20 protein-coding genes, 2 tRNA genes and 3 rRNA genes are annotated in these 24,419 nt (G+C 57.7%); 7 read left to right on the top strand and 18 right to left on the bottom strand.

Annotated features, from left to right (window positions below; translation table 11 throughout):
• Window positions 1-108: 108 nt before the first annotated feature.
• Complete coding sequence (locus QOL84_RS00125) at window positions 109-924, bottom strand: aminoglycoside phosphotransferase family protein (protein ID WP_283435719.1); 816 nt, start codon at window positions 922-924, stop codon at window positions 109-111.
• The gene (locus QOL84_RS00120; RefSeq protein ID WP_129394810.1) at window positions 911-1,399 is read right to left on the bottom strand and encodes an SRPBCC family protein; all 489 of its coding nucleotides are present in this window, start codon (window positions 1,397-1,399) and stop codon (window positions 911-913) included. Before QOL84_RS00120 ends, QOL84_RS00125 begins: the two co-directional genes overlap by 14 nt.
• Before the next feature lie 142 nt (window positions 1,400-1,541).
• Here QOL84_RS00120 and QOL84_RS00115 point away from each other — a divergent pair, with 142 nt between their 5' ends.
• Both QOL84_RS00115 and QOL84_RS00110 read left to right on the top strand, forming a co-directional pair.
• A complete protein-coding gene (locus QOL84_RS00115; protein WP_129394811.1) occupies window positions 1,542-1,832 on the top strand; it encodes a hypothetical protein in 291 nt (96 codons plus the stop codon).
• A gap of 52 nt (window positions 1,833-1,884) precedes the next feature.
• Complete coding sequence (locus QOL84_RS00110) at window positions 1,885-2,289, top strand: lysozyme inhibitor LprI family protein (RefSeq protein WP_283435718.1); 405 nt, start codon at window positions 1,885-1,887, stop codon at window positions 2,287-2,289.
• 138 nt (window positions 2,290-2,427) lie between these two features.
• Here QOL84_RS00110 and peaD read toward each other — a convergent pair whose 3' ends face one another.
• From peaD to QOL84_RS00085, 5 genes are all read right to left on the bottom strand, one after another.
• Window positions 2,428-3,546 carry a quinohemoprotein amine dehydrogenase subunit beta gene (gene peaD, locus QOL84_RS00105; protein WP_283435717.1) on the bottom strand — a complete coding sequence of 373 codons (1,119 nt, stop codon included), beginning with the start codon at window positions 3,544-3,546 and terminating at the stop codon, window positions 2,428-2,430.
• Between the two features lie 29 nt (window positions 3,547-3,575).
• Complete coding sequence (qhpC, locus tag QOL84_RS00100) at window positions 3,576-3,899, bottom strand: quinohemoprotein amine dehydrogenase subunit gamma (protein WP_123409863.1); 324 nt, start codon at window positions 3,897-3,899, stop codon at window positions 3,576-3,578.
• A gap of 1 nt (window position 3,900) precedes the next feature.
• Window positions 3,901-5,331 (bottom strand): quinohemoprotein amine dehydrogenase maturation protein, encoded by a 1,431-nt coding sequence (gene peaB / locus QOL84_RS00095; protein ID WP_283435716.1) that lies wholly within the window; start codon window positions 5,329-5,331, stop codon window positions 3,901-3,903.
• 82 nt (window positions 5,332-5,413) lie between these two features.
• On the bottom strand, window positions 5,414-6,994 hold the full coding sequence (gene peaA, locus QOL84_RS00090) for a quinohemoprotein amine dehydrogenase subunit alpha (protein ID WP_283435715.1): 1,581 nt from the start codon (window positions 6,992-6,994) through the stop codon (window positions 5,414-5,416).
• A gap of 472 nt (window positions 6,995-7,466) precedes the next feature.
• Window positions 7,467-7,667 carry a hypothetical protein gene (locus QOL84_RS00085; RefSeq protein ID WP_283435714.1) on the bottom strand — a complete coding sequence of 67 codons (201 nt, stop codon included), beginning with the start codon at window positions 7,665-7,667 and terminating at the stop codon, window positions 7,467-7,469.
• A 407-nt stretch (window positions 7,668-8,074) separates the two neighbouring features.
• Between QOL84_RS00085 and QOL84_RS00080 the strand changes: the two genes are divergently transcribed.
• Entirely contained in the window at window positions 8,075-9,565 is a 1,491-nt protein-coding gene (locus QOL84_RS00080; protein WP_283435713.1) for an aldehyde dehydrogenase family protein, read from the top strand.
• A 99-nt stretch (window positions 9,566-9,664) separates the two neighbouring features.
• On the opposite strand, the gene qhpG is transcribed toward QOL84_RS00080, so the two are convergent.
• The 5 genes from qhpG to QOL84_RS00055 all read right to left on the bottom strand — a co-directional run bounded on the left by qhpG (window position 9,665) and on the right by QOL84_RS00055 (window position 15,801).
• Window positions 9,665-10,960, bottom strand: a complete 1,296-nt coding sequence (gene qhpG, locus QOL84_RS00075; protein WP_283435712.1) for a flavin-dependent monooxygenase QhpG — start codon at window positions 10,958-10,960, stop codon at window positions 9,665-9,667.
• Window positions 10,957-11,634 (bottom strand): subtilisin-like serine protease QhpE, encoded by a 678-nt coding sequence (gene qhpE, locus QOL84_RS00070; RefSeq protein WP_283435711.1) that lies wholly within the window; start codon window positions 11,632-11,634, stop codon window positions 10,957-10,959. The genes qhpG and qhpE overlap by 4 nt, the downstream gene beginning before the upstream one ends.
• Window positions 11,624-13,342, bottom strand: coding sequence for an ABC transporter ATP-binding protein (locus QOL84_RS00065; RefSeq protein WP_283435710.1), 1,719 nt, complete (start codon window positions 13,340-13,342; stop codon window positions 11,624-11,626). Before QOL84_RS00065 ends, qhpE begins: the two co-directional genes overlap by 11 nt.
• Window positions 13,342-15,246, bottom strand: a complete 1,905-nt coding sequence (locus QOL84_RS00060; protein WP_283435709.1) for a sigma-54-dependent Fis family transcriptional regulator — start codon at window positions 15,244-15,246, stop codon at window positions 13,342-13,344. Before QOL84_RS00060 ends, QOL84_RS00065 begins: the two co-directional genes overlap by 1 nt.
• 102 nt (window positions 15,247-15,348) lie before the next feature.
• A complete protein-coding gene (locus QOL84_RS00055) occupies window positions 15,349-15,801 on the bottom strand; it encodes a MerR family transcriptional regulator (protein ID WP_129394822.1) in 453 nt (150 codons plus the stop codon).
• A 114-nt stretch (window positions 15,802-15,915) separates the two neighbouring features.
• Between QOL84_RS00055 and QOL84_RS00050 the strand changes: the two genes are divergently transcribed.
• The 4 genes from QOL84_RS00050 to QOL84_RS00035 all read left to right on the top strand — a co-directional run bounded on the left by QOL84_RS00050 (window position 15,916) and on the right by QOL84_RS00035 (window position 18,443).
• The gene (locus QOL84_RS00050) at window positions 15,916-16,554 is read left to right on the top strand and encodes an NAD(P)H-dependent oxidoreductase (protein WP_283435708.1); all 639 of its coding nucleotides are present in this window, start codon (window positions 15,916-15,918) and stop codon (window positions 16,552-16,554) included.
• Between the two features lie 311 nt (window positions 16,555-16,865).
• Entirely contained in the window at window positions 16,866-17,471 is a 606-nt protein-coding gene (locus tag QOL84_RS00045) for a hypothetical protein (RefSeq protein WP_283435707.1), read from the top strand.
• Window positions 17,472-17,480: 9 nt separating this feature from the next.
• Window positions 17,481-17,687 carry a helix-turn-helix domain-containing protein gene (locus tag QOL84_RS00040; RefSeq protein WP_007910409.1) on the top strand — a complete coding sequence of 69 codons (207 nt, stop codon included), beginning with the start codon at window positions 17,481-17,483 and terminating at the stop codon, window positions 17,685-17,687.
• 84 nt (window positions 17,688-17,771) lie between these two features.
• Window positions 17,772-18,443 (top strand): hypothetical protein, encoded by a 672-nt coding sequence (locus QOL84_RS00035; protein ID WP_283435706.1) that lies wholly within the window; start codon window positions 17,772-17,774, stop codon window positions 18,441-18,443.
• 56 nt (window positions 18,444-18,499) lie between these two features.
• On the opposite strand, the gene mrdA is transcribed toward QOL84_RS00035, so the two are convergent.
• The 6 genes from mrdA to QOL84_RS00005 all read right to left on the bottom strand — a co-directional run.
• Entirely contained in the window at window positions 18,500-20,392 is a 1,893-nt protein-coding gene (gene mrdA / locus QOL84_RS00030) for a penicillin-binding protein 2 (protein ID WP_129394826.1), read from the bottom strand.
• Window positions 20,393-20,615: 223 nt separating this feature from the next.
• Window positions 20,616-20,731: ribosomal RNA gene (gene rrf / locus QOL84_RS00025) — 5S ribosomal RNA — on the bottom strand.
• Window positions 20,732-20,899: 168 nt separating this feature from the next.
• A 23S ribosomal RNA gene (locus QOL84_RS00020) occupies window positions 20,900-23,793 on the bottom strand.
• 234 nt (window positions 23,794-24,027) lie between these two features.
• Window positions 24,028-24,103, bottom strand: a tRNA-Ala gene (locus QOL84_RS00015).
• 10 nt (window positions 24,104-24,113) lie between these two features.
• Window positions 24,114-24,190 (bottom strand) — tRNA-Ile (locus QOL84_RS00010).
• A 123-nt stretch (window positions 24,191-24,313) separates the two neighbouring features.
• Window positions 24,314-24,419, bottom strand: a 16S ribosomal RNA gene (locus QOL84_RS00005); the annotation flags it as partial.

Raw genomic sequence — 24,419 nt, 5'->3', positions numbered from 1 at the left:
GTTGATGGGTGTAGATTACGCAGTGGATCCAATCGACAAAAGTCGTAAAAGCTACCAACGCGTGTAAGACATTCGCTATACCTGCCCTTCCGAAAACCCTTAGACGTTTCAGCCATCAAGCATGGAAGCCGCGATCTGCGCGACTTTCAGCTGCCCTGAGGCTTGTTCCAGAGCGTCATCCTCCAGAAACCATGCAGCCGACAAACCGGCGAACGCCAGCACCCATTGCAGCAATCGTTGACGATCCAGGCCGGCAGCGTCGCTGATCACTTCAAGCTGGCGACGCAAACGCTTGGGATCCGTCGCCGTTGGCAAATCCGGGTTACAAATCAGATTGGCGTAGTCGTAACCACGCTCTCCCCTCACCCGTTTGGGATCAATCGCCAGCCAGCCGCGCACGCCGAAATCCAGAACATTGTCGTGATGCATGTCGCCGTGCAGCACCACCACGTCCTGCGGGGTAGCGAGCAAGGCTTCGGCGGTTTGCAGGCAAAGTGCATAGAGTCCGGCATGTTGGGCGGCAGCGCTTCGTAGCGAGGCAAACCATGGCGCCAATTCCACCAATGGCGGTGGTGGCGTTGCACGCGGGGTGTGCAGCCGCTTCAGCGCCGTGCACAAAATGCGGCTGGCCTCATCATCTTCGCCATTGAGCGCCATGTGCATCAGCGAACGTTGACCCATGGCTCGCTCCATCAGGAGCCCATCGCCGTGGTGCGCCAACACCCGCGCAGCACCCTCGCCGTCCCACCACGTCATCAGCAGGTTGCCGTACTTTTCCTCGGCATCTTCCGCCAGCTTCAGCATGGCCGGGGTGTCACCCATGCGCACCGGCAGCAAACGGCTGCCCGGGGTGATGATCGGCGCGCCGTCCGCTATCAATGACCAGCGTTTCAGCCACGGTTCAAAGCGCTCAGCCACCGTCACGCTCGCGAGCCTTGGCGCTTTCGGCGAGAAACTGTTCGAGCCGGCTCAACTGTTCTTCCCAGCCGCGACTGTCCATGAAATACGCCTCTTTCTGACGCACATCGGGGATATGCGCGAAACCCGACTCGGAAACCTTGAGCAGCGTACCGTCCTCGTAATCCTGCAGCTCGAACCTGACCAGCGTCGTCGGTTCCTGGGAATAGTCGATCTTCGGATTGACCGCATATGGATGCCAACGGAACGAGAACAACTGCTGCGGCTCGACCCGCTCGATCAGCACATTCCACAACACATGTTCATAGCCCGGATACGTGACCTGCCCTTGCGTCCATTCACCGGCAATGAACCGCCTGCCCTCCAGCGCCACACCAAACCACTGGCCAAACGCCTCGGCATCGACCAATGCACGCCAGACATGAGAACGCGGCGCCTTGAGCGTGATTTTGCGTTCGAAACTATTGGGTACTGGTTTCATACGTCACCTCCTGTTCTGAACACTAGGCCTGTATGACCACATGTCCAATGTGAAGTTGTATCAAGGAGCTATTTGGTCGTCCGCAACAGAAGAAGTTGCGTCTAGACTCAAGGGTCAATCCAATGGGCGGTGGGAGAAAGACATGCGGCTATCGAACCTCGGTCTGTGGGCAGCACTGCTGACGCTGTCCGCTTGCGTCACCTCCGTCGATCACTGGAACAAGCCCGGTGCGAGCCAGGCGACGATCGATCACGACAAAGCCGAGTGCCAGTATCAAGCCAAGTCGGCAACCGCCAGCTACAACAGCACGCCGTCGGACAAAAGCATGTCAGCGGCCGTCGGCGCCGGAGTCGGTGATGGCATCGTGGTAGCCGAGAAACAGATTGACCTGACCAATGACTGCATGCGCCTGCGCGGCTACAGCGGCAGTTGAACCTGCTCGCTACAATGGCTGCTATTTCCGACATTCACTGCGAGACCTGACCATGTCCCCACGTTTGCTCCTGGCCCTGACCCCTTTTCTGTTCACTCCCCTCGCCCACGCCGCCGTCGACTGCGCCAACGCCAGCGATCAGGCGACGATGAACCAGTGCGCCGGGCAGGATTTCAAAGCGGCGGATAAAGAACTGAATGCGGTGTATCAGCAGATTACCGGACGCTTGAAGGACAACCCTGATGCGAAGAAGCTTTTGGTCAGCGCGCAGCGGGCGTGGGTGGGGTTTCGTGATGCCGAGTGCAAGTTTTCTGCATCCGGGGTAACGGGCGGGAGTGTTTATCCGTTGATTTACAGCAATTGCCTGACTGGGGTGACCAAGGTGCGGGTCGAAGCGCTGAAGGAGTATTTGAAGTGTGAGGAAGGTGACATGAGTTGCCCGGTGCCGGGGGCCTGAATCTTTTAGTGATTTCAAGGGCCTCATCGCTGGCAAGCCAGCTCCCACAGGATTTCAGTGATTCACCGATTGTGTGAACCCCCCGAGACCCTGTGGGAGCTGGCTTGCCAGCGATGGCGTCAGTCCGGACGCCACAAATTACCGGACAAATATCTGCGCCGTGGTAATCGCCATATCTCCCCCAGGCAACTTGATGCTCCCCGTCTGCTTCATCGTCTCGGCATCAAAAATCGCCACATCATTAAACGTCCCGGCCAGATAGATCTTGCTGCCCTCCTTGTTGAACGAAATGCAGTAGTAGGAATGCTCCAGCGTCGCCGCTTGGATCAGTTTCTTCTGCTTGATGTCGTACTTGGCCAGCCGGTTGAGCACGCCAAACATCAGGTTCGGGTCCTTCGGCGAGCGCATGCCGCTGAAGTAGATTTCGGTCAACGGGCCGAAGTCGGTGGTTTCGGTCTTGCCGGTTTTCAGGTCAATGCTGAACAGCCCGTACAGATATTCGGCGGTCGCTGGATCCTGCTTCTTGTCCTTGAATTTCGCCGTGGTATAGAGCAGCGAAAAATCATGGCGGAAGGTCTGCTGATTCCACACATACAGAACGTCGGGCGCGCTGTAGTTCGCGCGTTTCCAATGGCGGCTGGGGATCAGCACGTCGAACTTGCCGCCCTGCACATCGACCTTGTATACATCGGCGCCCGCCACATAGAGCGTGCCGTCATCGCCACTTTGCATGATCGTCAGTTGCCGTGGCGCGGGAAAACTGCGCACAGGCTTGGCGTTCATCCCGGCATCCGTCGCGTAGACATCCAGACGCGGCTGTTTCACCTCATAACGGTCGTTGAGCATCTGCGTCGGGTTGGCGATGGTGTACAGCTCTTTGCCGTTGTGGCTGACAGTAAACGCAAACATCGAGCGCGCCTTCTCGCCCGGTTGCTGGGTGATGCTGGCGTGGAACACCTGTTTGCAGGTGTCGAGTTCGACACCGTAGACATCGGCGTAATGATTGTTCAGCACATAGGCGGTTTTGCGATCCGGCGACAACTGCACTGTGCCGGGGCCAAACGCATCAGGCATCTTGCAGGTCTTGTACAGGCTGTCGGTGGCCAGATCGAGGACGTGCAGGTTATTCGGATAATTGGTGGTCACCATGTACTCGTGACCGTCTTGCAGCGCGGTGTTTTCATCGGCCAGAACACTGAACGAGCAGACGCTCAGCGCGGCGAACGCGGCCAGGCCGCAGGCTTTTATGCTACGCATACTGGAATCCTTCTTCTTGTCCGGGGCGATCACTTGTCTTTCGGGAAGACCGTACCGAGGTTGCGCCAGTTGTCATTGGACGCCTGGGCATCCTTGTTCCAGTCCGGATAGGTGCTCATCATGTCCGGCACCTGCGCCGGCCACCAGCACGGGTCGGAGCAGCCGTACAGGTCAGCTTCCATCGGCTGGCACAGCGATGACACGCCGCCAAACGCATCGATCTCCCAGCCCGGATCGGTAGTCGATGCACAGCCCGCCACCGAACTCATCGCCACCACTTCTTCGATGCGGTTTTCCGCCGCGGCCTGATCGAGCTTCAACGCTTTGTTATTGATTGCCTTGAGATGTTTCATATCAGTGAGCCTTGCGCGGAGTGATGTAGCTGCTGATAAACGCAGGGTTATTGGCCATGATCCGGGTGTAGACCTCGATGCCGAAGTCGACCCAGTCACGCATCAGTTCGCAGTAGTGATAGGTCGGGTGAGTCGGGTCGCCGTAGCGCGCGTAGCTCTCGTGGTAGCAGCCGCCGGAGCACAGATTGCGTATCTGGCAATCCTCACAACCGGTGTTGGTGCGATCCAGACGCTGCGACAGAAAGTCGTTCAATTCGACCTGCTTCACGCCGCTGTGCACGTTGCCGAAAGTCGGCAGCGTTGAACCGGTGAAGCGGTGGCACAGGTTCAGTTCGCCCTTGTGATCGACCGCCAGCATCTTCAGCCCGGCGCCGCACGGCAGGGCCTTTTTGTGGCCTTCGTGGATGTCAGTGATCAGTTGGTGCAGATTGGAGAAACCGATGTTGCGGTGCTCCAGCGCCGCTTGCAGATAACGCCGACCGAGGCGTTTCATGCTGGCGAACACTTCGATCAGTTCGTCGCTGCTGAGGTTGAAGCTGCTGATATCGCCCGAGGTCACCGGGGCGAAACCGACCTCGGCGAAACCCAGTTCATTGAACAGGTGATCCCAGATGGTTTCGACATCGGTGACGCCGGTGGTCAGCGTCACGCGCGCACCGACCGGACGACTGTTGTAGCGCGACAGGAGCATTTCGGCCTTGCGCCGCACCACGTCGTAAGTGCCCTGCCCGCCCACGGTAATGCGGTTGCGGTCGTGCACAGTTTTTGGCCCGTCGATACTCACTGACAAACCAAAGCGGTGGGCGTTGAGGTAGTCGACGGTGTCTTCGGTCAGCAGCGTGGCGTTGGTGGTCATGACGAATTCGACAAACTTGCCAGCCTCGCTGAAACGCTTCTCGCAGTAGTCGACCATGTACTCGATCAGCTTGCGATTGCTCAGCGGTTCGCCACCGAAAAACACCACGGTGAAACGCTCTTCATCCGGCGATTCACGCAAAAGCATTTCCACTGAAGCGATGGCGGTTTCGACGTCCATCTTCTTCCCGGCCGATGGCTTGTCGAGGTCTTCCTTGTAGCAATAGGTACAGCTCAGGTTGCAGCCGGTATTGACGTTGAGCACCACGGTATTGATCGCCGTGCGCTCGACGCGTTTGACCGCGATATCCGGAGTCAGTGGCGAGCCGTCGCTGACCAGTTCCAGCGAGATCAGCTCGCGCAGGGTCTCGTTGATTTCCTCGCCATTGAAGCGGGCGGCGAGGCGCTCGATCAAGTCTTCAGAGGAGCAGCCGGGACCGCGCAAGGTGTCGATGATGGTGCCGGTCAGCTCATCGCTGGCAAACAGCGAACTGCTGGGAATGTGAAACAGCATGCGGTCGGCGTCGACGTGCACTTCGTGCAGATTGCGTTCGACCAGATTCAAGATAGCGCCCATTGCAAACCTCCTGTGCAGGCCCCGCTTGGCGAGGCTTGCGGTCATTCCGAAAAGTGTCTGAAGCGTGTGCGTTCAAGGCAACTCAAGGAATGGGTGGATTGTTCCAGCGTTGCACGGTGACGATCAGGTGGCCTTCGCCGGTGAGGGATTTCCCTGCATCGTCGACGGCGGCAATCACCTTGAGATTGCCGGCATTGTTGGTGGACATTTTGCGCGCCGGATTCGGCCCGGCATCGCCCGGGGTGAACACACCCGCGTCGGCCTGCATGGTGCCGGCGAACTTGACGTCTTCGTCCGCTTTGGCGCGATCGTCGAAGGCTTCGACCTTCCACTGCGCCGGGAACACGCCAATGCGATACGGCTTGCCATCGGCGCCCTTGCCCCAGGCTTCGGCGTCGAAACGGCCCTGGACTTTCGGCGTCGAACCACCGCCCTCGCCGATCCGCGCCACGGAGAATTCCGGCACGACTTTGACCGAGGCGATGCTGTTGTAAACCGACAGGCTCGGGCCTTTCAACTCACCGACGCTGACGGCGCGCAGACCCGGCTGGGCATTGGCGGCGGCTTTGACTTTGACCTTGATCCGCTTGGCGTTTTGCTCAAGCACTTCGACGACTTCCACGCCTTTGCCGAAGTTCGGTTTACCGCTCAGACCTGTGCCAATCAGGGTCACTTCGGTTTCGCTGCCGGACTTCACGTAACCGGGCTGCACGGCGAGCAAACGCTGCGAGCCTTGTTTGGCGGCGACGAAATCGAGACCGCGTTCATCGTGCTCGGCGTCGAACATGCGCCCTTGCATGGCATTACCCTGCGCGGCGAATACCTGGCGCATGGTCACGCCATCGACGGTGACGTTGCCGCGCCATTCGTAGCCGCTGTAGAGGATTGCGCTGCCGTCGCCGTTGAATGCGCTGCCATCGGCGTATTGACCTTTGACGCTGACCTTGAAGGTGTCGTTGCCATCGGCGGTCACGCTCATCACGCCGGCCAGTTCACCTTTGCCCGGCAGGTGGCCGCTGAAACTCCAGTCGCCAACCAGCGCTGCGGCTTTCGGCGCAGTTTTCAGCCATTGCTGCCACGCCGGATTGTCCAGCGGATAACGCTTGGCCAACAACGGCACCATCTCTTTACGAGCGATATCGAACCAGTCGCGATCACGCGCCAGCGCCTGATACTCCAGCGACGGCCATTGGCCGAGGTGGAAGTTGACCAAACGCTCCCACTCCTGCGCCGGACGCCGTTGCAGCGCAACCCGCGCGCCGGAGTGGCAGCGGCCGCACATCTGACTGGTTTTCTCATCGAACTGCTCGACCGTGTTCAACCGGCGTTCCAGCGCATAACGCACGCCATCGGTTTCGCTCGGCGCCAGACCTTGGGTGTCAGCCAGGTATTTGACCAGGGTGCGACGGTCGTCATCGCTGATCTGCAAACCGTGCATGGTCTGCATGCGGGCGATGCTCATCAGCCAGCCTTCCGGGGTCTTGCGCTGGTGGCTGATGCGGCTCAAGGCATTATCAGCCTCGGGGGTGTGACAGCCCTGACAGGTTTCTTTCAGGATGGTCTGGGCATCGCGGGCAGCCAGGCTATGCGGCGAATGCAACGCCACGCAAGCGGCAACGGCCAGCAGGCTGGCGCTCATGCCTGATCGGAGTCTTCTCTTCATCAACGTCGAACCTCGCACGGTGCTTTCTTATTGTTGTCGCTTATCGTTTTTATGGTTTCTGCCGTCGGCGGTGTCACGCCGACGGAGGCAAGAGAAACGTCTGTGATGAGCAATACACGGAGCGTGCCAGCTTGCGGATAAGCTTTTCAATCAAGCATTTACGTGAAGATCACTGCGTTGCAGGAGTGACGGGGAGGTCGACTGGCGTCCAATTTCGCGACAACTGTTGCAGTGTGAGACAAGCATAGTTGTCGCGGGATGAAGAGAATGGGTCAGCGAACGGAATTGTCCGGCTGAATAGGGTATCGCCCGCAAGACTGGCAACACATTGGGCACGTACGTTGAGCGTAATCTCTGGCCGCTAACTCCTTGGATTTTCGCGAAGCAATTTCGAGCCGATTACCCCACCAAAACGCAAACGCTATCAGCAAAATCATGCTGAGTGACCATAGACCCATGATGATATAAAAACTCATGATTTCTCCTCGAACAAAGCAACAGCATAAGAGGCAACAAGTACGAAAAAGCTACTGACAGCCATCACTGCACTTGCCCGAATCGTATTGGCATCGCTTCCGTCGCCAATCACCAGCGAAGCTCCCCCTGTCACCATAAATCCAGTACCGATGCCCATCATTAAACTGGTTATCCATCGAATGCTTTTGTTGTTCATCGACATCCTTGTGAAGAACTGAGCCTGCCGATTCCATGGCAGGAAAACTGAAAAACGGCTGCGATAATTCCGCCCTCGGTGCCGAATACTGCCTATCCACTTTCGATACGCCGCTGGATAAAGAACTTAGCTCGAACCTCTTCAATCCACCAGCCAACGTAAACCGGCAGCTTAGCGACTCTTCCTACAGCAGTTCGGTCACCGTTTTGTCCGGAGTCCGCCAGCACTACTCCGATCCGTATCTTGCATCTCAACGACTGTCGCTTTTTGCGACAAATTCACCGTACCGCACGCCTCAACGTCCACCTCTCACGCCTAGCACAACAGGCTCGCAAGCCTTCCTGAAGCATTTGGCACAGCCATTGCGAAAGCCCTCTGAACGACAACGAACAACAAGAGGCTGTGCCATGTCCCTCCCGTATTTGCTCCCTGCCACTTCTGCCTTCATCCAGCGCAAGCCACGTATGTTGATTGGCGGCGATTGGGTCGAGGCCGCCGACGGTCAGACCATGCCATTACACAATCCGGCCACTGGTGAAGTGCTGTGCGTGGTGCCACGCGCCACGCCGGACGATGTCGACCGCGCGGTGCTCGCCGCACGTCAGGCCTTCGACGATTCCGCCTGGAGCCGCACCCGCCCGCGCGAGCGGCAGAATCTGTTGTGGAAACTCGCCGAGCTGATGCAGCGCGATGCTGAAATGCTCGCGCAACTGGAATGCCTGAACAACGGCAAGAGCGCAGCAGTGGCGCAGGTGATGGACGTGCAACTGGCCATCGACTTTCTGCGTTACATGGCCGGTTGGGCGACAAAAATCGAAGGATCCAGCGTCGAGGTGTCACTGCCGTTGATGCCGAATGAGCAGTTCCACAGTTTCATTCGCCGCGAAGCCGTCGGCGTGGTCGGCGCCATCGTTGCCTGGAACTTTCCGTTGTTGCTGGCCTGCTGGAAACTCGGCCCGGCGCTGGCCACCGGTTGCACCGTGGTGCTCAAGCCTGCGGATGAAACCCCACTGACTGCACTGAAACTGGCGGAGCTGGTACTCGAAGCCGGTTACCCGGAAGGCGTGTTCAATGTGGTCACCGGCACCGGGATCACTGCCGGTTCTGCGCTGACGCACAACCCGTTGGTCGACAAACTGACCTTCACTGGATCCACCGCTGTCGGCAAGCAGATCGGCAAGATCGCCATGGATTCGATGACCCGCGTGACCCTTGAACTGGGCGGCAAATCGCCGACCATCGTGATGGCCGACGCTGATCTGAAATCCGCCGCAGCCGGCGCGGCCAGTGCGATTTTCTTCAACCAAGGCCAGGTCTGCTGCGCAGGTTCGCGGCTGTATGTGCAGCGCAAACATTTCGACAATGTCGTCGCCGATATCAGCGATATCGCCAACGCGATGAAGATGGGCAACGGCCTCGACCCAAGCGTGGAAATGGGCCCGCTGATTTCCGCGCGCCAGCAAGAGCGTGTCTACAACTACATCGAGATGGGTCGTGAGAGCGGCGCAACCATCGCTTGCGGTGGTGAACAGTTCGGGCCAGGATTTTTCGTCAAACCGACGGTGATTGTCGACGTCGATCAAAAGCATTCGCTGGTGCAGGAAGAGATTTTTGGCCCGGTACTGGTGGCGATTCCGTTTGATGACGAAGCTGATGCATTGCGCATGGCCAACGACAGCCCTTACGGCCTGGGCGCGAGCATCTGGTCGAATGATCTGGCGGCGGTGCACCGGATGATTCCGCGGATCAAGTCAGGCTCGGTGTGGGTCAACTGCCACAGCGCGCTGGATCCGGCACTGCCGTTTGGCGGGTACAAAATGTCCGGGGTCGGGCGGGAGATGGGGTATGCGGCGATTGAGCATTACACCGAGCTGAAGTCGGTGTTGATCAAGTTGTAATAGCGGCAACCTTCAGGCCGCCTTCGCGAACAAGCCCGCTCCCACAGTTGATCGGATTCCAAAGTGGGAGCGGGCTTGCTCGCGAAGGCGTCAGCCCAGTCAAGGGCTGAACCCCTGAGCCAGCAACCACCCCCGGATCACCCTGCCCTGTTCTTCACTCAACCCCGCCAACACCTGCTCCGCCGATTCCGTGTGCAACCGCCGCACCAGCGGCGCCACCTCGACACCCTGCACATGCCAGATCCCCAACGGCTGATCCGCGCTAATCACCACCTCAGCCTCATCGACAAAACCGTCACGCAGCACTGGCATACGCTCGATCCGCAACGCTGCAAAATCCGCCTCAGCATGCGCGACCTGAGCATCCGGCCACTGCCGCCGCACCCGCCAGAATGGCTGTTCAGCCCAACGTTGCTCGTCGGCATAAAAGTCCCGGCCGATCCGCGCAAAGCGCAAAAACAATTGCTCCACCCGTTGCTGATGAAAGCGTTGCGCCAATGCCGCTCGCTCGGGTTTGCGCAGCAAAGTGTTGATCACCATCGGCGCCTGCAACGCCGAGGACAGCGACTGAAAAATCCCGTTGCCTGACAGCGGATCCACCGCCATTGCGGCATCGCCGACCCGAATCCAGTTACCGCCACACACCTGGCTTGAAAGAATCGCCGTACTGCTGCGCGCGTGCAGTTGCAGTCCGGTTTCGGTTGCATCGGCAAAAAAACTCCGAGCGAAAGCCGAGGCGTGTCGCCGTTGACGGCAGTAATCGAGCAACTGGGCCTTGGCCGGCAGATCAGCGCTGGCCACGTCCACCGTCCATTGCCAGTAGCATTGCCCATCGGCCCGGCGTGCCATCCACGCCCAACCGTTCGCAAGGCTTTCCACCGCGCTGGCGGTCGTGCCCGGCGCGCCTTGCCAGCGGTTGAGCAAACTGACGGTCTCTGGCCCGCGCAAGCCTTTGCCGAGCGTCGGCGCCTGGCGCCCGCGTGCTTCCACCAGAAAATCGGCGTGCAACGTCGCACCGCCATCCAGTTCGATTCGATGGGGGCTTACTGAAGCCTGTACGTTGAGCACGCGTTTTTCGATCAGCACCACTCCGGCGGCGTGCAAGGCCCCACGCAAACCGCGATCGAAGGTCGGCCGATCGAGGAGAAATTCGATGTTCTGCGCATGCTGCTGTCCGTTCCAGCTCACCTGCCGTTGCGAAGGCAATATCGCCTGCGCCAGCGCCTGGTGCAGGCCCGCACCATGCAAGGCTTCCAGTACCCGCTGCGAGACGCCTTCGAGGGCAGAAAAACGTCGCCACTCGCTGACCAGTGTCACGTCGTAGCCCAGCCGCCGCAGCCCCAACGCCACTGCGGCACCTGCCGGGCCGGCACCGAGAATCACAATGGCAGTCATGGCCCAAGCCGCCGTTCAGGGCCGCGATAACCCGCGTTGTGTTTTAACCACTCGATAACTTCATGGTTGCTCGCCTGCGGATGTTCCAGCAGAAACCCGGCGATATGCCCGCTCAACGCCGCGCAGCCGAGACTCGCGCCGGATTGCCCCGGATACGTCCCGTGCACGCACGCGGCAAAATCGGCCTGTGCACTGTCGAGCCAAGACCATTGCTCCTCGGTGCAACGTGCATCTCCTGTCACCCGCAGCACCTGCGGATAACTCGCCGGAAACACCGCCGCGCCCTGCGCCGGACTCGACGCGCAGAGCAACACGCCACGCGCTACCGCTGTCGCACAAGCCTCGCGCAACAGGCTGCGATCCTGGCGTAATCCCAGACTCAAATTGATCAAGCGAACGTCCTGCGTCACCAGCCAATCAATCGCCGTGGCAATCTGCAAAGCACTGGTCACGCCACGCTGATCAAACACCTGCGCCACGCAAATCTGCGCGGCCGGCGCACGACGACTGATCGCTTCGATCACCGCGCTGCCATGCCCCAGCGGATCCTCGCGCAAATCACTCTGCGCCAGGCCGTCCTCCAGCAACGAGAACCGCTGCCCGGCAATCACCTGCACCCGTTGCGCCGCCGAGTGCCCGCTGTCGACCACGCCGATCCGCAACTCAGGCTTCATGCAGCACCGTTTTCGAGGTCAGCACGCCGTCGAGCAATTCGAAGCGCAGATCGGCATCGGCCAGGGTCGACGGCCGGTGGCTGATGAGGATGCGCGTACGCCCGGCAAACAAGCGGTCGATGGCTTCGATCACATCGCGCTCGGTGGCTTCGTCGACAGCCGACGTGGCTTCGTCGAGCACCAGAATCAAGGGATCCTGCAACAGCGCCCGGGCAATCGCGATGCGTTGTTTCTGCCCGCCGGACAACTGCTGGCCGCGCTCGCCCAACGGACTGTCGAGCCCTTCGGGTAGTGAGCCGATCAGGCTGTCGAGCTGCGCCAGCCGCGCCACTTCGGCAATTGATTCGCGACTGGCGTCCGGCACTGCATAGGCAAGGTTGTCGGCGAGGCTGCCACGAAACAGCACGATGTCCTGACTGACCACCGCAATGCGTCGACGCAGCTCGAACAGATCGAGTTCGCGCAGATCGACTTCGCCAAGCAGCACCCGCCCCGATTGCGGATCGTGATGACGTTGCAACAGGTCGATCAAGGTCGATTTGCCAACGCCGGAGCCACCGCTCAGGGCGACTTTCAAACCGTAGGGAATCGTCGCTTCAATGCCGCTCAAGGTGCTCGGCCGGCCAGGATGACTGAAGTGCACATTGTCAAAACGCAGCTCGCCCGAGGCCGGCAAAGGTTGCGGCGCAAGCGGCGAGCGCACGGTAGGTTCTTCGCCGCGCAATTCCATCACCCGACCGAGGCTGACAGTCATCCGTTGAATCGCCACATACAATCCCAACAGGCTCTGCACCGGGCCAACCGCCATGCCCAGATAGGTGGAAAACGCGATCAATGCGCCGAGCTGCCAAGTGCCCTGCACCACCCAATAACCGCCGATCAAAAACGCGCAAGCGCGGGACAACGAGGTCAACGTGCCGGGCACTGCCTGGGTGAAAAACTCGGTGATTTGCAGCCGCAGCAACTGATTCATGTAACCCTGGCCGAGGTTCTCCAGGCGCCGCGCTTCTCGCTGTTGCTGCCCGGCGGCCTGGATGAATTTCATCACCGGCAGCGTCTCGACCATGAACGACGACATGTCTGCCGAACGCTCGCGCAACTGCCGCACATCACGCTCGACCTTGCGCCGCATCCAGCGCAGCCACAACACATCGAGGGGAATCAGCACCAGCGCCAGCAACGACAGCTTCCAAGACAAGGTCAAGAGCATCGCGATTGCGACCACCAGACCAATCACACTGGAGACGGCGGAGAACAGCGAGTCCACGGCAAAGCGCTGAATCTCCGCGACATCGCCATCGAGCCGCGACATCAGATCGCCAATCCGCCGCTGCCCATAGAAGCTCGGCGACAAGGTTTGCAAATGCCGATAGAGGTCATCGCGCAGGGCGAACAGAATCCGCCCGGACAAGCGCGTGTGCAGATAACGGTTGATCCCTGATAACGCGGTACCGAGCAATCCGGCGATGATCATCAGCACCGCGATCAGCACCAGCATCGGAAAATTACGCGCCAGCAGACCATCGTCGATCAGCAGCTTGACCAGCCATGGCTGCACCAGCACCAGCGACGAGGCGCACACCGACAGTCCGAGCAAACCGGCAATCGCCAGACGTTGCGGGCGGACGAAGCCATACAGCCAGCGCAACGCCGCTTGCAGCGCGGCAGGGTCACGGCTGTCGATCAGCCGAACAATAAAACGCAACATCACGAGCGCAACTGTTTGAGTTTGCGATACAGGGTCGCGCGGCTGATACCCAAGGCGTCGGCAGCAGCCGAGACGTTGCCCTGATGGCTATCAAGGGACTGGCGGATCATCTCCAATTCATTCTCGCGAATACTGCCAGCCGGCGGTTTTTCACTGGCGCTCAGATCGTCGAGCATGCTGTCAGGCAAGTGCTCGAGGGTCAGCACGCTGTCGCCCGGTTCGCGCATGGCAAGCGCGGTGCGCAGGACCATTTCCAATTGGCGGATATTACCCGGCCAGTGATAGCCGGCGAGCAAGCGGTCGAGGTCGTCATGCAGCACTACGTTCGGCGCTTCGAGCTTGCTTAAAAGTCTTGCCACCAGCGCGGCGAAATCATCACGCTCGCGCAGCGCCGGCAGCATCACGCTGATGCCGTTGACGCGATAGAACAGGTCTTCGCGAAACTGCTTGTCGGCGACCAGGATTTTCAGGTCGCGATGGGTGGCGCAGATCAGTGCGACGTCGATGTCCTGCTCTTCACCGGCACCGAGCGGCGCGACTTTGCGATCCTGCAACACCCGCAATAGGCGCGCTTGCAACGCCAGTGGCATGTCGCCGATTTCATCGAGAAATAGTGTGCCGCCATGGGCCTGTTGCAAGCGGCCGATCATGCCGCCACGCCGTGATCCGGTGAACGCGCCTTCGCGGTAGCCGAACAGTTCCGATTCGATCAGACCTTCGGGAATGGCCGCGCAGTTCACCGCGACAAAGGGTTTGTCGCAACGGCTGCCGGCCATGTGCAAGGCGCGGGCGATGACTTCCTTGCCGGTGCCGGTTTCGCCGAGCAGCAACACCGGCAGCTCATTGGCCAGACCTTGCCTTGCCATGCGCAAGGCGCGGGCATAGCGGGCATTGCTGCCGGCCAGTGCATCGAGATCCGCTGGCGCTTTAAGGGTTTTCGCCACACTGCGTGGCGCGCCGCCAACGTTGACCGAGCGCGCCGGCGCACGCAGGGTTTTGTAGAAAAACTCGCCCTTGGCGGTTTGCAGACTGCCGACGCCGCCCTGCTGCAAACGACTGAGCAGTTGCACGCCATCGACACCGAGAAACTCTTCGCAGCGGCGTCCGACCAAGGCCGAACGTTCGGCCCGCAGCAACTGACAGGCTTGCGCGCTGACCGCGAGGATCTGTCCGCCGAGACTGACTGCGAGCAAGCCCTGCCACGGCGATTCCAGATACTGCCGGCGACTGTGAAACGCCAGGACGATCTGATCAGGGAAACTGTTATTGAACACCCGGCTTTCGATCTGACTGACCGCCATGCTCAATAGCGCGGTGCTGTCATGCACCCGACCGAGCGGGCCTTCGCGGGTCAGATCGAGGACACCGAGAATCTCGCCTTGCGGGCAATGGATTGGCACCGAGGTGCAGGAAAAATCAGTCAGGCGATCGAGGTAATGTTCGCCGCAATCGATCAGCGTCGGCCGGGCTTCAACCAGTGCGGTGCCGAGGGCATTGGTGCCTCGGGCGGCCTCGCTCCAGCAGGCGCCAAGGGTGATGTCCTGCAGGCCACTGCCCTTGAGCCGGTCAGCGCGGCCCTCGACGGCGAGAATGGTTGCGTCGGAGTTGGCGAGGATGATCAAGCCTTCCTTGCCCTGACGTTCGGCAAGGTAATCGATGGCGGGCATCGCGGCGTCGATCAGCAGGCGATTACTCGCCAGCAGCACGTCGAGGCTGGCGCTCGATTCCAGCATCAGCTCGTGTTTGCCGTTGAAGAGCACGCCGTGGCTGAGACTGCGTCGCCAAGAAGCATCGATTTCCGCACGCAGCACACCGTCGGGCACTTGCCCTTCCTGGTGCAACTTTTCCCGGGCGAGCCGGGCTTCGTGGGGTGACTTGGGATCAGTTGTTTTTATAAGAGTCATCAAGCGCTCCGCAGCGGTCCGCTTGGCGCTTTCAGTATTTCAGCGCCCTGACGGCAATCTTTACGTTAACGTCAGGGCGATGGCAAGCACCGTAGGGCGCTATCACCTACTGGCCGGCTGCTCAGGCAATGCGCTTCGCGGGGCGAGGCTCTGTTCATGCCGATACGATTCGGCCCGGTGCCCGCTCGCGCAAACGGGAGGAACGCCGGTGCGCAGACTTTCTTCAAGTGTATGCCGCAGCCTCAGCAGCCCCTGACTTTGCAGCGCCAGGTTGGCCTCGATCTGCCGAATCTCATCCAGGCGGATATCGATTTGCGCAATGGTCAGCGATTTCGAACAACTGCCATCCTGCAGGAACAGACCGCGAATGGTGTCGAGAGAAAAACCCAGTCGCTGGGCATCGCGCACCAGGATCAATCGCGCAACAGCCGCCTCGCCATAGTGCCGATATCCATTGGCGTCACGGGTAGAAGGCTCAACCAAACCTTGCTCCTCGTAATAGCGTATCGCCGACGCGGCAACACCTGTGCGCTTGGAAACCTCTCCGATCTTCATAAAAAGTGCTTGACCTTAAAGTTGGCTTTAATCATTAGCATAAGCCCAGGTTCAGCACGACAGCCAGTCGTTATTGACCCACCTGAACATCTTTCACCTTTACGGAATTTAATGATGAGCAAACTGACAGAACTGCTGAAATGGCGCTACGCAACGAAGAAGTTCGATTCTGCCAGGACTGTGGCCGATGAGAAAATTGAACGCATCCTGGAAGCGGTCCGGTTAACGCCAACATCCAGTGGGTTGCAGCCCTTTGAATTGCTCGTAGTGACCAATGCCGAGGTTCGCGAAAAGATCAAAGCTGTCAGCTGGAATCAGGAGCAGGTCACCGACTGCTCGCATTTGCTGGTGTTCGCCGCGTGGGACGACATCACGGCGGAGCGGGTCAACATGATGTTCGACCTGACTAACCAAGTGCGCGGCAGCGTTAACGAAGGATGGGAAAACTACCGTCAAATGCTCTTGGGCATCGTCGCTGCACGTGGCAAGGAAGCCAACTACCAGGCGGCGGCGCGACAGGCTTATATTGGTCTTGGCTCGGCGCTGATTGCCGCAGCATTTGAAGAAGTCGATGCGACACCTATGGAAGGCTTCGACCCGGCTGCCATCGACGAAATCCTCGGCCTCGCGGCTCGCAACTTGCGTAGCGTGGTGATTCTGCCATTGGGCCATCGAGCCGCTGAAGGTGACTGGCTGGTGAACTTGAAGAAGGTTCGTCGCTCGCGGGAAAACTTCGTCACCGAGATCAAATAAGCCTTATCAGAGCGGGGGGACTGAAGCATGCCTGTGGTGTGTGTCCCCCGCTCCCATCATTCCCTGAACCCGTCACCGATACCGGCGCCCCCCCAGTGGCTCGCGTCCCTCCCTGCTCTCGACTTGCTACGAATCCGAGAGCCTGTCGACATTGCAAATCCCCGAAAATCGATTGAATTGAAGAATCATTCTATGGCCCCAGCACCTCGATGCCGACGGGGACCTTCACAAAACAAGAACAATTTATTATTGCCATTCGATAATTAAACATCGAGAATCCGTCACTCCCAATGACACCGCAAGGAATTTTCATGAGTACTCGTATCAACGGATTGGCACTGCAACGCATGCATTGGGTGGGATTGTTGGCGGCGCTTCTGGTCTGGGTCCTAGCGGTCACCGAGGTCGGCAGTACCGCTTCGATCTGGTTCTTCAAAACCGATGAAATGCTCGCGGCGCTGCTCTACGCCTTTGCGGAAAACTCACCGCAACTGCTTGACCCGTTTGTCGAAGGTGCGCTGCTTGCACCCGACACATGGCTGTCGCCACTGGTCATTGCATTGCTGGTGGTGTTGGATTTCCTGCCCGTTCTACTTTCGACTTACGTACTTTGCCTGACCGGGTTGTTTTTTCTGCGCTTGTCCCGCGGTGAAACTTGGACCGAGCGCAATATCAAGGTTCTGTGGCGAGTAGGGATTCTGTGCATCATTTCTCCGGCGGCCTACCCACTGGTGGAGACTTTGCAGGGTTTGACCCTGTCTATCGATCTGCCGCCCGGGGATCGCATTTTTCAATTCTCGATCGGCCTGTCTTCCTCTTCTGCATACGAGATTGTCAAAGGCGTATTGCTCTGTTTATTTTCAATTATCATGCGCGATGCAAAAGTACTCAGCGATGAGCAAAGCCAATACATATAGAACAATACAATGACCATTATCGTCCGCCTTGACGTTGTCATGGCCACGCAAAAAATTCGCTCGAAAGAGTTAGCCAGCCTGCTGGGCATCACCGAGGCCAACCTGTCGTTACTGAAGAATGGCAAGGTCAAGGGCGTGAAGATGGCCACGCTGGACAAACTCTGTGCAGCACTCGATTGCCAGCCTGGCGATCTGCTGGAATACCAGAAAGACTGAACCTTGCGCAGCAGCGCGAGTTAATTGTCGCCAGTCCCCAGCGTTTAACTCTTATTCAATCCTTAGTTGCAAGGCGGCTTTTTCATGACCCGGTTTTTATTCTCCGCGCTGTTTTTACTGACCGCGTTGATCAGCGGCTGCGCCACGCAAATGGACGTAGCGCTGAATGCCACACCTGATCCGGATTATCATTTTGACCGAAAGGCGACGGTACTCGTGACGTCTGCGGGTGGCAGCGACGAAAACGCACTTAACGCTCGCTACTATCTCCGCGACATGGTGAGTGCACTGAAAGACATGGGCTACCAGCAGGTCTATACCGATGTCAGTCTGCCGAAGAACCACGCGCCGATAAAAATGACCATCAGCCTCGACATTGGTAGTCGACAAGTGACCTACCGCTATACCGCTACCGATTATGGGCAGGTGCCGACCAGCACCTCTACCGTGTGCAAGAACAGCAAGAAAAAAGACGACCGGCTGAACTGCACGAGTACACCCAACACGACCTATGGCCCGATAGGTAGCTCGGAGCGCACCGGTTACACCACGCTCAGTACGTTCATTGCCACCGCCCGGGATGAAGTCAGCAAGCGCCCGGTCTACCTGCTTCGCGCGTCGTCCTATAACGAAGACTGCCAGGCAGCCAGGGTCGAAGCCTTTCTGGTGGAGCAAGGCTTGCAGAACCTGAACTTCGAGGACCGTGTGCAGCGCACCTACACCGTCACGATGCCCGAGGGTTATCGTTGCAAATAGGCATTTCACAGCACCGGCCGAGCTTGCATGAGCCGGTGCTGGAAAGCTGTTGACGATTAAACGTGCGGGTCACCCGGCGCTTTGGTCGGCGCCGCGTATTGCGGCTTGAGATGGCCGTCCTGATCGAGTAACCAGGCGTCCATGATCTGCCGCACCACCGGACCGGCAACACGGCCACCGGCCTCACCGTTTTCGATCATTACCGAAATCGCGATCTTTGGATGCTCCGCCGGAGCGAAACCGACGAACAAGGCGTTGTCGCGGTGCCGTTCCAGGGTTTTCTCGCGGTTGTAACGCTCGCCCTGCTTGATCGCCACCACTTGCGCCGTGCCGCTCTTGCCGGCGATGCGATATTGCGCACCCACCGCTGCCGCGCGGGCAATACCACGCGCGTCATGCATCACCATCTGCATGCCATGGTTGACCTGCTCCCAATCGCGCGGATCCTTGAGGAGGATATTCGGCATCGGATTCTCATCAACCGGAGCTATGCCGTCGACCGTCTTGGCCAGGTGCGGACGGTTCCACACACCTTTGTTGGCGATCAGTGCGGTGGCCTGGGCCAGTTGCAGCGGCGTGACCTGCATGTAGCCTTGGCCAATACCGAGAATCACGGTTTCGCCCGGGAACCAGGCCTGTCGACGCGTGGCACGTTTCCACGCCTGAGATGGCATCAGGCCGGGTGACTCTTCGAACATGTCCAGCGAGACTTTCTCACCGAGGCCGAACATCGCCATGTAGTCGTGCAGGCGATCGATGCCGAGCTTGTGCGCGAGGTCATAGAAGTATGTGTCGTTGGATCGCATGATCGCTGCGTCCATATCTACCCAGCCGTCGCCACTGTGGTTCCAGTTGCGGTACTTGTGATCGAAGTCCGGCAGTTGGTAGTAACCCGGGTCGAAGACGCGAGTCTGCGGCGTTACAACACCGGCATCGAGACCAGCAATCGCAACCTCCGGCTTGATTGTCGAACCCGGTGCGTAGAGGCCACGCAAGACGCGGTTGAACAGCGGCCGGTCAATCGAGTCGCGTAGCGCCGAATACTCCTTGGAGCTGATGCCGGTGACGAACAGGTTCGGGTCGAAACTCGGGTTGCTGACCATCGCCAGCACTTCGCCGGTAGACGGATCGAGCGCGACCACCGAACCGCGACGATCACCGAGTGCCGCCTCCGCCGCTTCCTGCAGTTTGACGTCGAGGCTCAGGACGATGTTCTTGCCGGGTACCGGATCGGTGTGTTTGAGCACACGCAGTACACGACCTTGGGCGTTGGTCTCGACCTCTTCATATCCGACGTGGCCGTGCAACTGCGCCTCGTAGAAACGTTCGATACCGGTTTTGCCGATGGATTGCGTGCCGCGGTATTCAACCGAATCGAGGCTCTTGGATTCTTTTTCGTTGATCCGGCCGACGTAGCCGATCGAGTGAGCGAAATGTGCGCCCAGCGGATAGTGGCGAACGAATTGGGGTTCGACATCGAGGCCGGGCAAGCGGAACTCGTTGACCGCGAGGACGGCGATCTGCTCTTCCGTCAGCTCGTAGAACAGCGTGACTGGCGTGAACGGATGGCGAGACTGCTTCATCGCTTTATCGAAGACTGTGCGATCTTCTGCGGGTAAATGCAGCAGATTGATCACCTCGTCCAGCTCCTGATTGACGTCAGTCGCTCGTTCACGGGTGAAGATCAGGTTGTAACTGGGACGGTTATCGGCCAGCAACACGCCATTGCGGTCGTAGATCAGCCCACGTGTCGGCGCAATAGGCAGGACATGAACACGGTTATTTTCGGAGATGGTCGAGTGGTAGTCGAATTCCACCACTTGCAGGATGTACAGGCGCACCACCAGCGCACAGCTGACGGCGAAGACGAACAAGGCGCAGGCGATCAACCGCTTGTTGACCAGGCGCGTCTCTTTTTCGTGATCCTTGATCGGGATTGGTTCAGGCATTTCTACAGCAACTCTTTGACATAAATGAGTGCCGATCCGTGGGCATGACATCAGTCCATTAAAAAACGAGCTGCACCATACCAAAAACTGCCCGGTCACTTCAGAAGGTTTTTCCCCAATGGCCGCTCTTGCGACGGTTGGGATGGTCCGCAAGTGTTCAAAAACTTTTTCGCAGGCAAAACAAAACCCCAACTGCTTTCGCAATTGGGGTTTTGCAATTTAATCTTGACGATGACCTACTCTCACATGGGGAAACCCCACACTACCATCGGCGATGCATCGTTTCACTGCTGAGTTCGGGATGGGATCAGGTGGTTCCAACGCTCTATGGTCGTCAAGAAATTCGGGTACCGAATCGTGGCCAGATGGCCTCGCTTCAGCAAATTGGGTATGTGACAGCTTTCGGTGTTTGTAAACATCGAACTTTCGGTTCGTTTCGTCTTCACACACCGCAATCTGGTCTCTCTCGCTTTTCAGCTCGGAGCATGCAAATTGCTTGGGTGTTATATGGTCAAGCCTCACGGGCAATTAGTATTGGTTAGCTCAACGCCTCACAGCGCTTACACACCCAACCTATCAACGTCGTAGTCTTCGACGGCCCTTCAGGGAACTCAAGGTTCCAGTGAGATCTCATCTTGAGGCAAGTTTCCCGCTTAGATGCTTTCAGCGGTTATCTTTCCCGAACATAGCTACCCGGCAATGCCACTGGCGTGACAACCGGAACACCAGAGGTTCGTCCACTCCGGTCCTCTCGTACTAGGAGCAGCCCCTCTCAAATCTCAAACGTCCACGGCAGATAGGGACCGAACTGTCTCACGACGTTCTAAACCCAGCTCGCGTACCACTTTAAATGGCGAACAGCCATACCCTTGGGACCGGCTTCAGCCCCAGGATGTGATGAGCCGACATCGAGGTGCCAAACACCGCCGTCGATATGAACTCTTGGGCGGTATCAGCCTGTTATCCCCGGAGTACCTTTTATCCGTTGAGCGATGGCCCTTCCATACAGAACCACCGGATCACTAAGACCTACTTTCGTACCTGCTCGACGTGTCTGTCTCGCAGTCAAGCGCGCTTTTGCCTTTATACTCTACGACCGATTTCCGACCGGTCTGAGCGCACCTTCGTACTCCTCCGTTACTCTTTAGGAGGAGACCGCCCCAGTCAAACTACCCACCATACACTGTCCTCGATCCGGATAACGGACCTGAGTTAGAACCTCAAAGTTGCCAGGGTGGTATTTCAAGGTTGGCTCCACGCGAACTGGCGTCCACGCTTCAAAGCCTCCCACCTATCCTACACAAGCAAATTCAAAGTCCAGTGCAAAGCTATAGTAAAGGTTCACGGGGTCTTTCCGTCTAGCCGCGGATACACTGCATCTTCACAGCGATTTCAATTTCACTGAGTCTCGGGTGGAGACAGCGCCGCCATCGTTACGCCATTCGTGCAGGTCGGAACTTACCCGACAAGGAATTTCGCTACCTTAGGACCGTTATAGTTACGGCCGCCGTTTACCGGGGCTTCGATCAAGAGCTTCGCGTTAGCTAACCCCATCAATTAACCTTCCGGCACCGGGCAGGCGTCACACCCTATACGTCCACTTTCGTGTTTGCAGAGTGCTGTGTTTTTAATAAACAGTCGCAGCGGCCTGGTATCTTCGACCGGCATGAGCTTACGGAGCAAGTCCTTCACCCTCACCGGCGCACCTTCTCCCGAAGTTACGGTGCCATTTTGCCTAGTTCCTTCACCCGAGTTCTCTCAAGCGCCTTGGTATTCTCTACCCAACCACCTGTGTCGGTTTGGGGTACGGTTCCTGGTTACCTGAAGCTTAGAAGCTTTTCTTGGAAGCATGGCATCAACCACTTCGTGTTCTAAAAGAACACTCGTCATCAGCTCTCGGCCTTAAGATCCCGGATTTACCTAAGATCTCAGCCTACCACCTTAAACTTGGACAACCAACGCCAAGCTGGCCTAGCCTTCTCCGTCCCTCCATCGCAATAACCAGAAGTACAGGAATATTAACCTGTTTTCCATCGACTACGCTTTTCAGCCTCGCCTTAGGGACCGACTAACCCTGCGTCGATTAACGTTGCGCAGGAAACCTTGGTCTTTCGGCGTGGGTGTTTTTCACACCCATTGTCGTTACTCATGTCAGCATTCGCACTTCTGATACCTCCAGCAAGCTTCTCAACTCACCTTCACAGGCTTACAGAACGCTCCTCTACCGCATCACCCGAAGGTGATACCCGTAGCTTCGGTGTATGGTTTGAGCCCCGTTACATCTTCCGCGCAGGCCGACTCGACTAGTGAGCTATTACGCTTTCTTTAAAGGGTGGCTGCTTCTAAGCCAACCTCCTAGCTGTCTAAGCCTTCCCACATCGTTTCCCACTTAACCATAACTTTGGGACCTTAGCTGACGGTCTGGGTTGTTTCCCTTTTCACGACGGACGTTAGCACCCGCCGTGTGTCTCCCATGCTCGGCACTTGTAGGTATTCGGAGTTTGCATCGGTTTGGTAAGTCGGGATGACCCCCTAGCCGAAACAGTGCTCTACCCCCTACAGTGATACATGAGGCGCTACCTAAATAGCTTTCGAGGAGAACCAGCTATCTCCGAGCTTGATTAGCCTTTCACTCCGATCCACAGGTCATCCGCTAACTTTTCAACGGTAGTCGGTTCGGTCCTCCAGTTAGTGTTACCCAACCTTCAACCTGCCCATGGATAGATCGCCCGGTTTCGGGTCTATTCCCAGCGACTAGACGCCCTATTAAGACTCGCTTTCGCTACGCCTCCCCTATTCGGTTAAGCTCGCCACTGAAAATAAGTCGCTGACCCATTATACAAAAGGTACGCAGTCACCCAACAAAGTGGGCTCCCACTGCTTGTACGCATACGGTTTCAGGATCTATTTCACTCCCCTCTCCGGGGTTCTTTTCGCCTTTCCCTCACGGTACTAGTTCACTATCGGTCAGTCAGTAGTATTTAGCCTTGGAGGATGGTCCCCCCATATTCAGACAAAGTTTCTCGTGCTCCGTCCTACTCGATTTCATGACTAAGAGATTTTCGCGTACAGGGCTATCACCCACTATGGCCGCACTTTCCAGAGCGTTCCGCTAATCTCAAAGCCACTTAAGGGCTAGTCCCCGTTCGCTCGCCACTACTAAGGGAATCTCGGTTGATTTCTTTTCCTCAGGGTACTTAGATGTTTCAGTTCCCCTGGTTCGCCTCTTGCACCTATGTATTCAGTACAAGATAACCATCTTATGATGGCTGGGTTCCCCCATTCAGACATCTCCGGATCAAAGTCTGTTTGCCGACTCCCCGAAGCTTTTCGCAGGCTACCACGTCTTTCATCGCCTCTGACTGCCAAGGCATCCACCGTATGCGCTTCTTCACTTGACCATATAACCCCAAGCAATCTGGTTATACTGTGAAGACGACATTCGCCGAAAATTCGAATTTCTCAATTAAGAGAACTCACAAATTTTACCTTAGCCTGATCCGTTACCAGTGAAAGTAACGTTCAGTCTATCTTTCTATCACATACCCAAATTTTTAAAGAACGATCTAATCAAAAGACTAGAAATCAATATTCTCAAGGGAATACTCATTTCTAAACTTTCAGAAGCAGTTATATGGTGGAGCCAAACGGGATCGAACCGTTGACCTCCTGCGTGCAAGGCAGGCGCTCTCCCAGCTGAGCTATGGCCCCATAACAAAATTGGTGGGTCTGGGCAGATTCGAACTGCCGACCTCACCCTTATCAGGGGTGCGCTCTAACCAACTGAGCTACAGACCCAATTTCGAGCGCGTAACTGTTAGCTTGGAGCTATCAGCTTGGAGCTTAAAGCTGCTTCTATCGTCTTCTTCAATGAATCAAGCAATTCGTGTGGGAACTTATGGAGCAGCTGATGTCGTCGATTAAGGAGGTGATCCAGCCGCAGGTTCCCCTACGGCTACCTTGTTACGACTTCACCCCAGTCATGAATCACACCGTGGTAACCGTCCTCCCGAAGGTTAGACTAGCT

The organism is Pseudomonas helmanticensis (assembly GCF_900182985.1).
GTDB lineage: Bacteria > Pseudomonadota > Gammaproteobacteria > Pseudomonadales > Pseudomonadaceae > Aquipseudomonas > Aquipseudomonas helmanticensis.
Note: the sequence above shows the minus strand (reverse complement) of the source record. Positions and strands in the feature narration are given on the sequence as shown.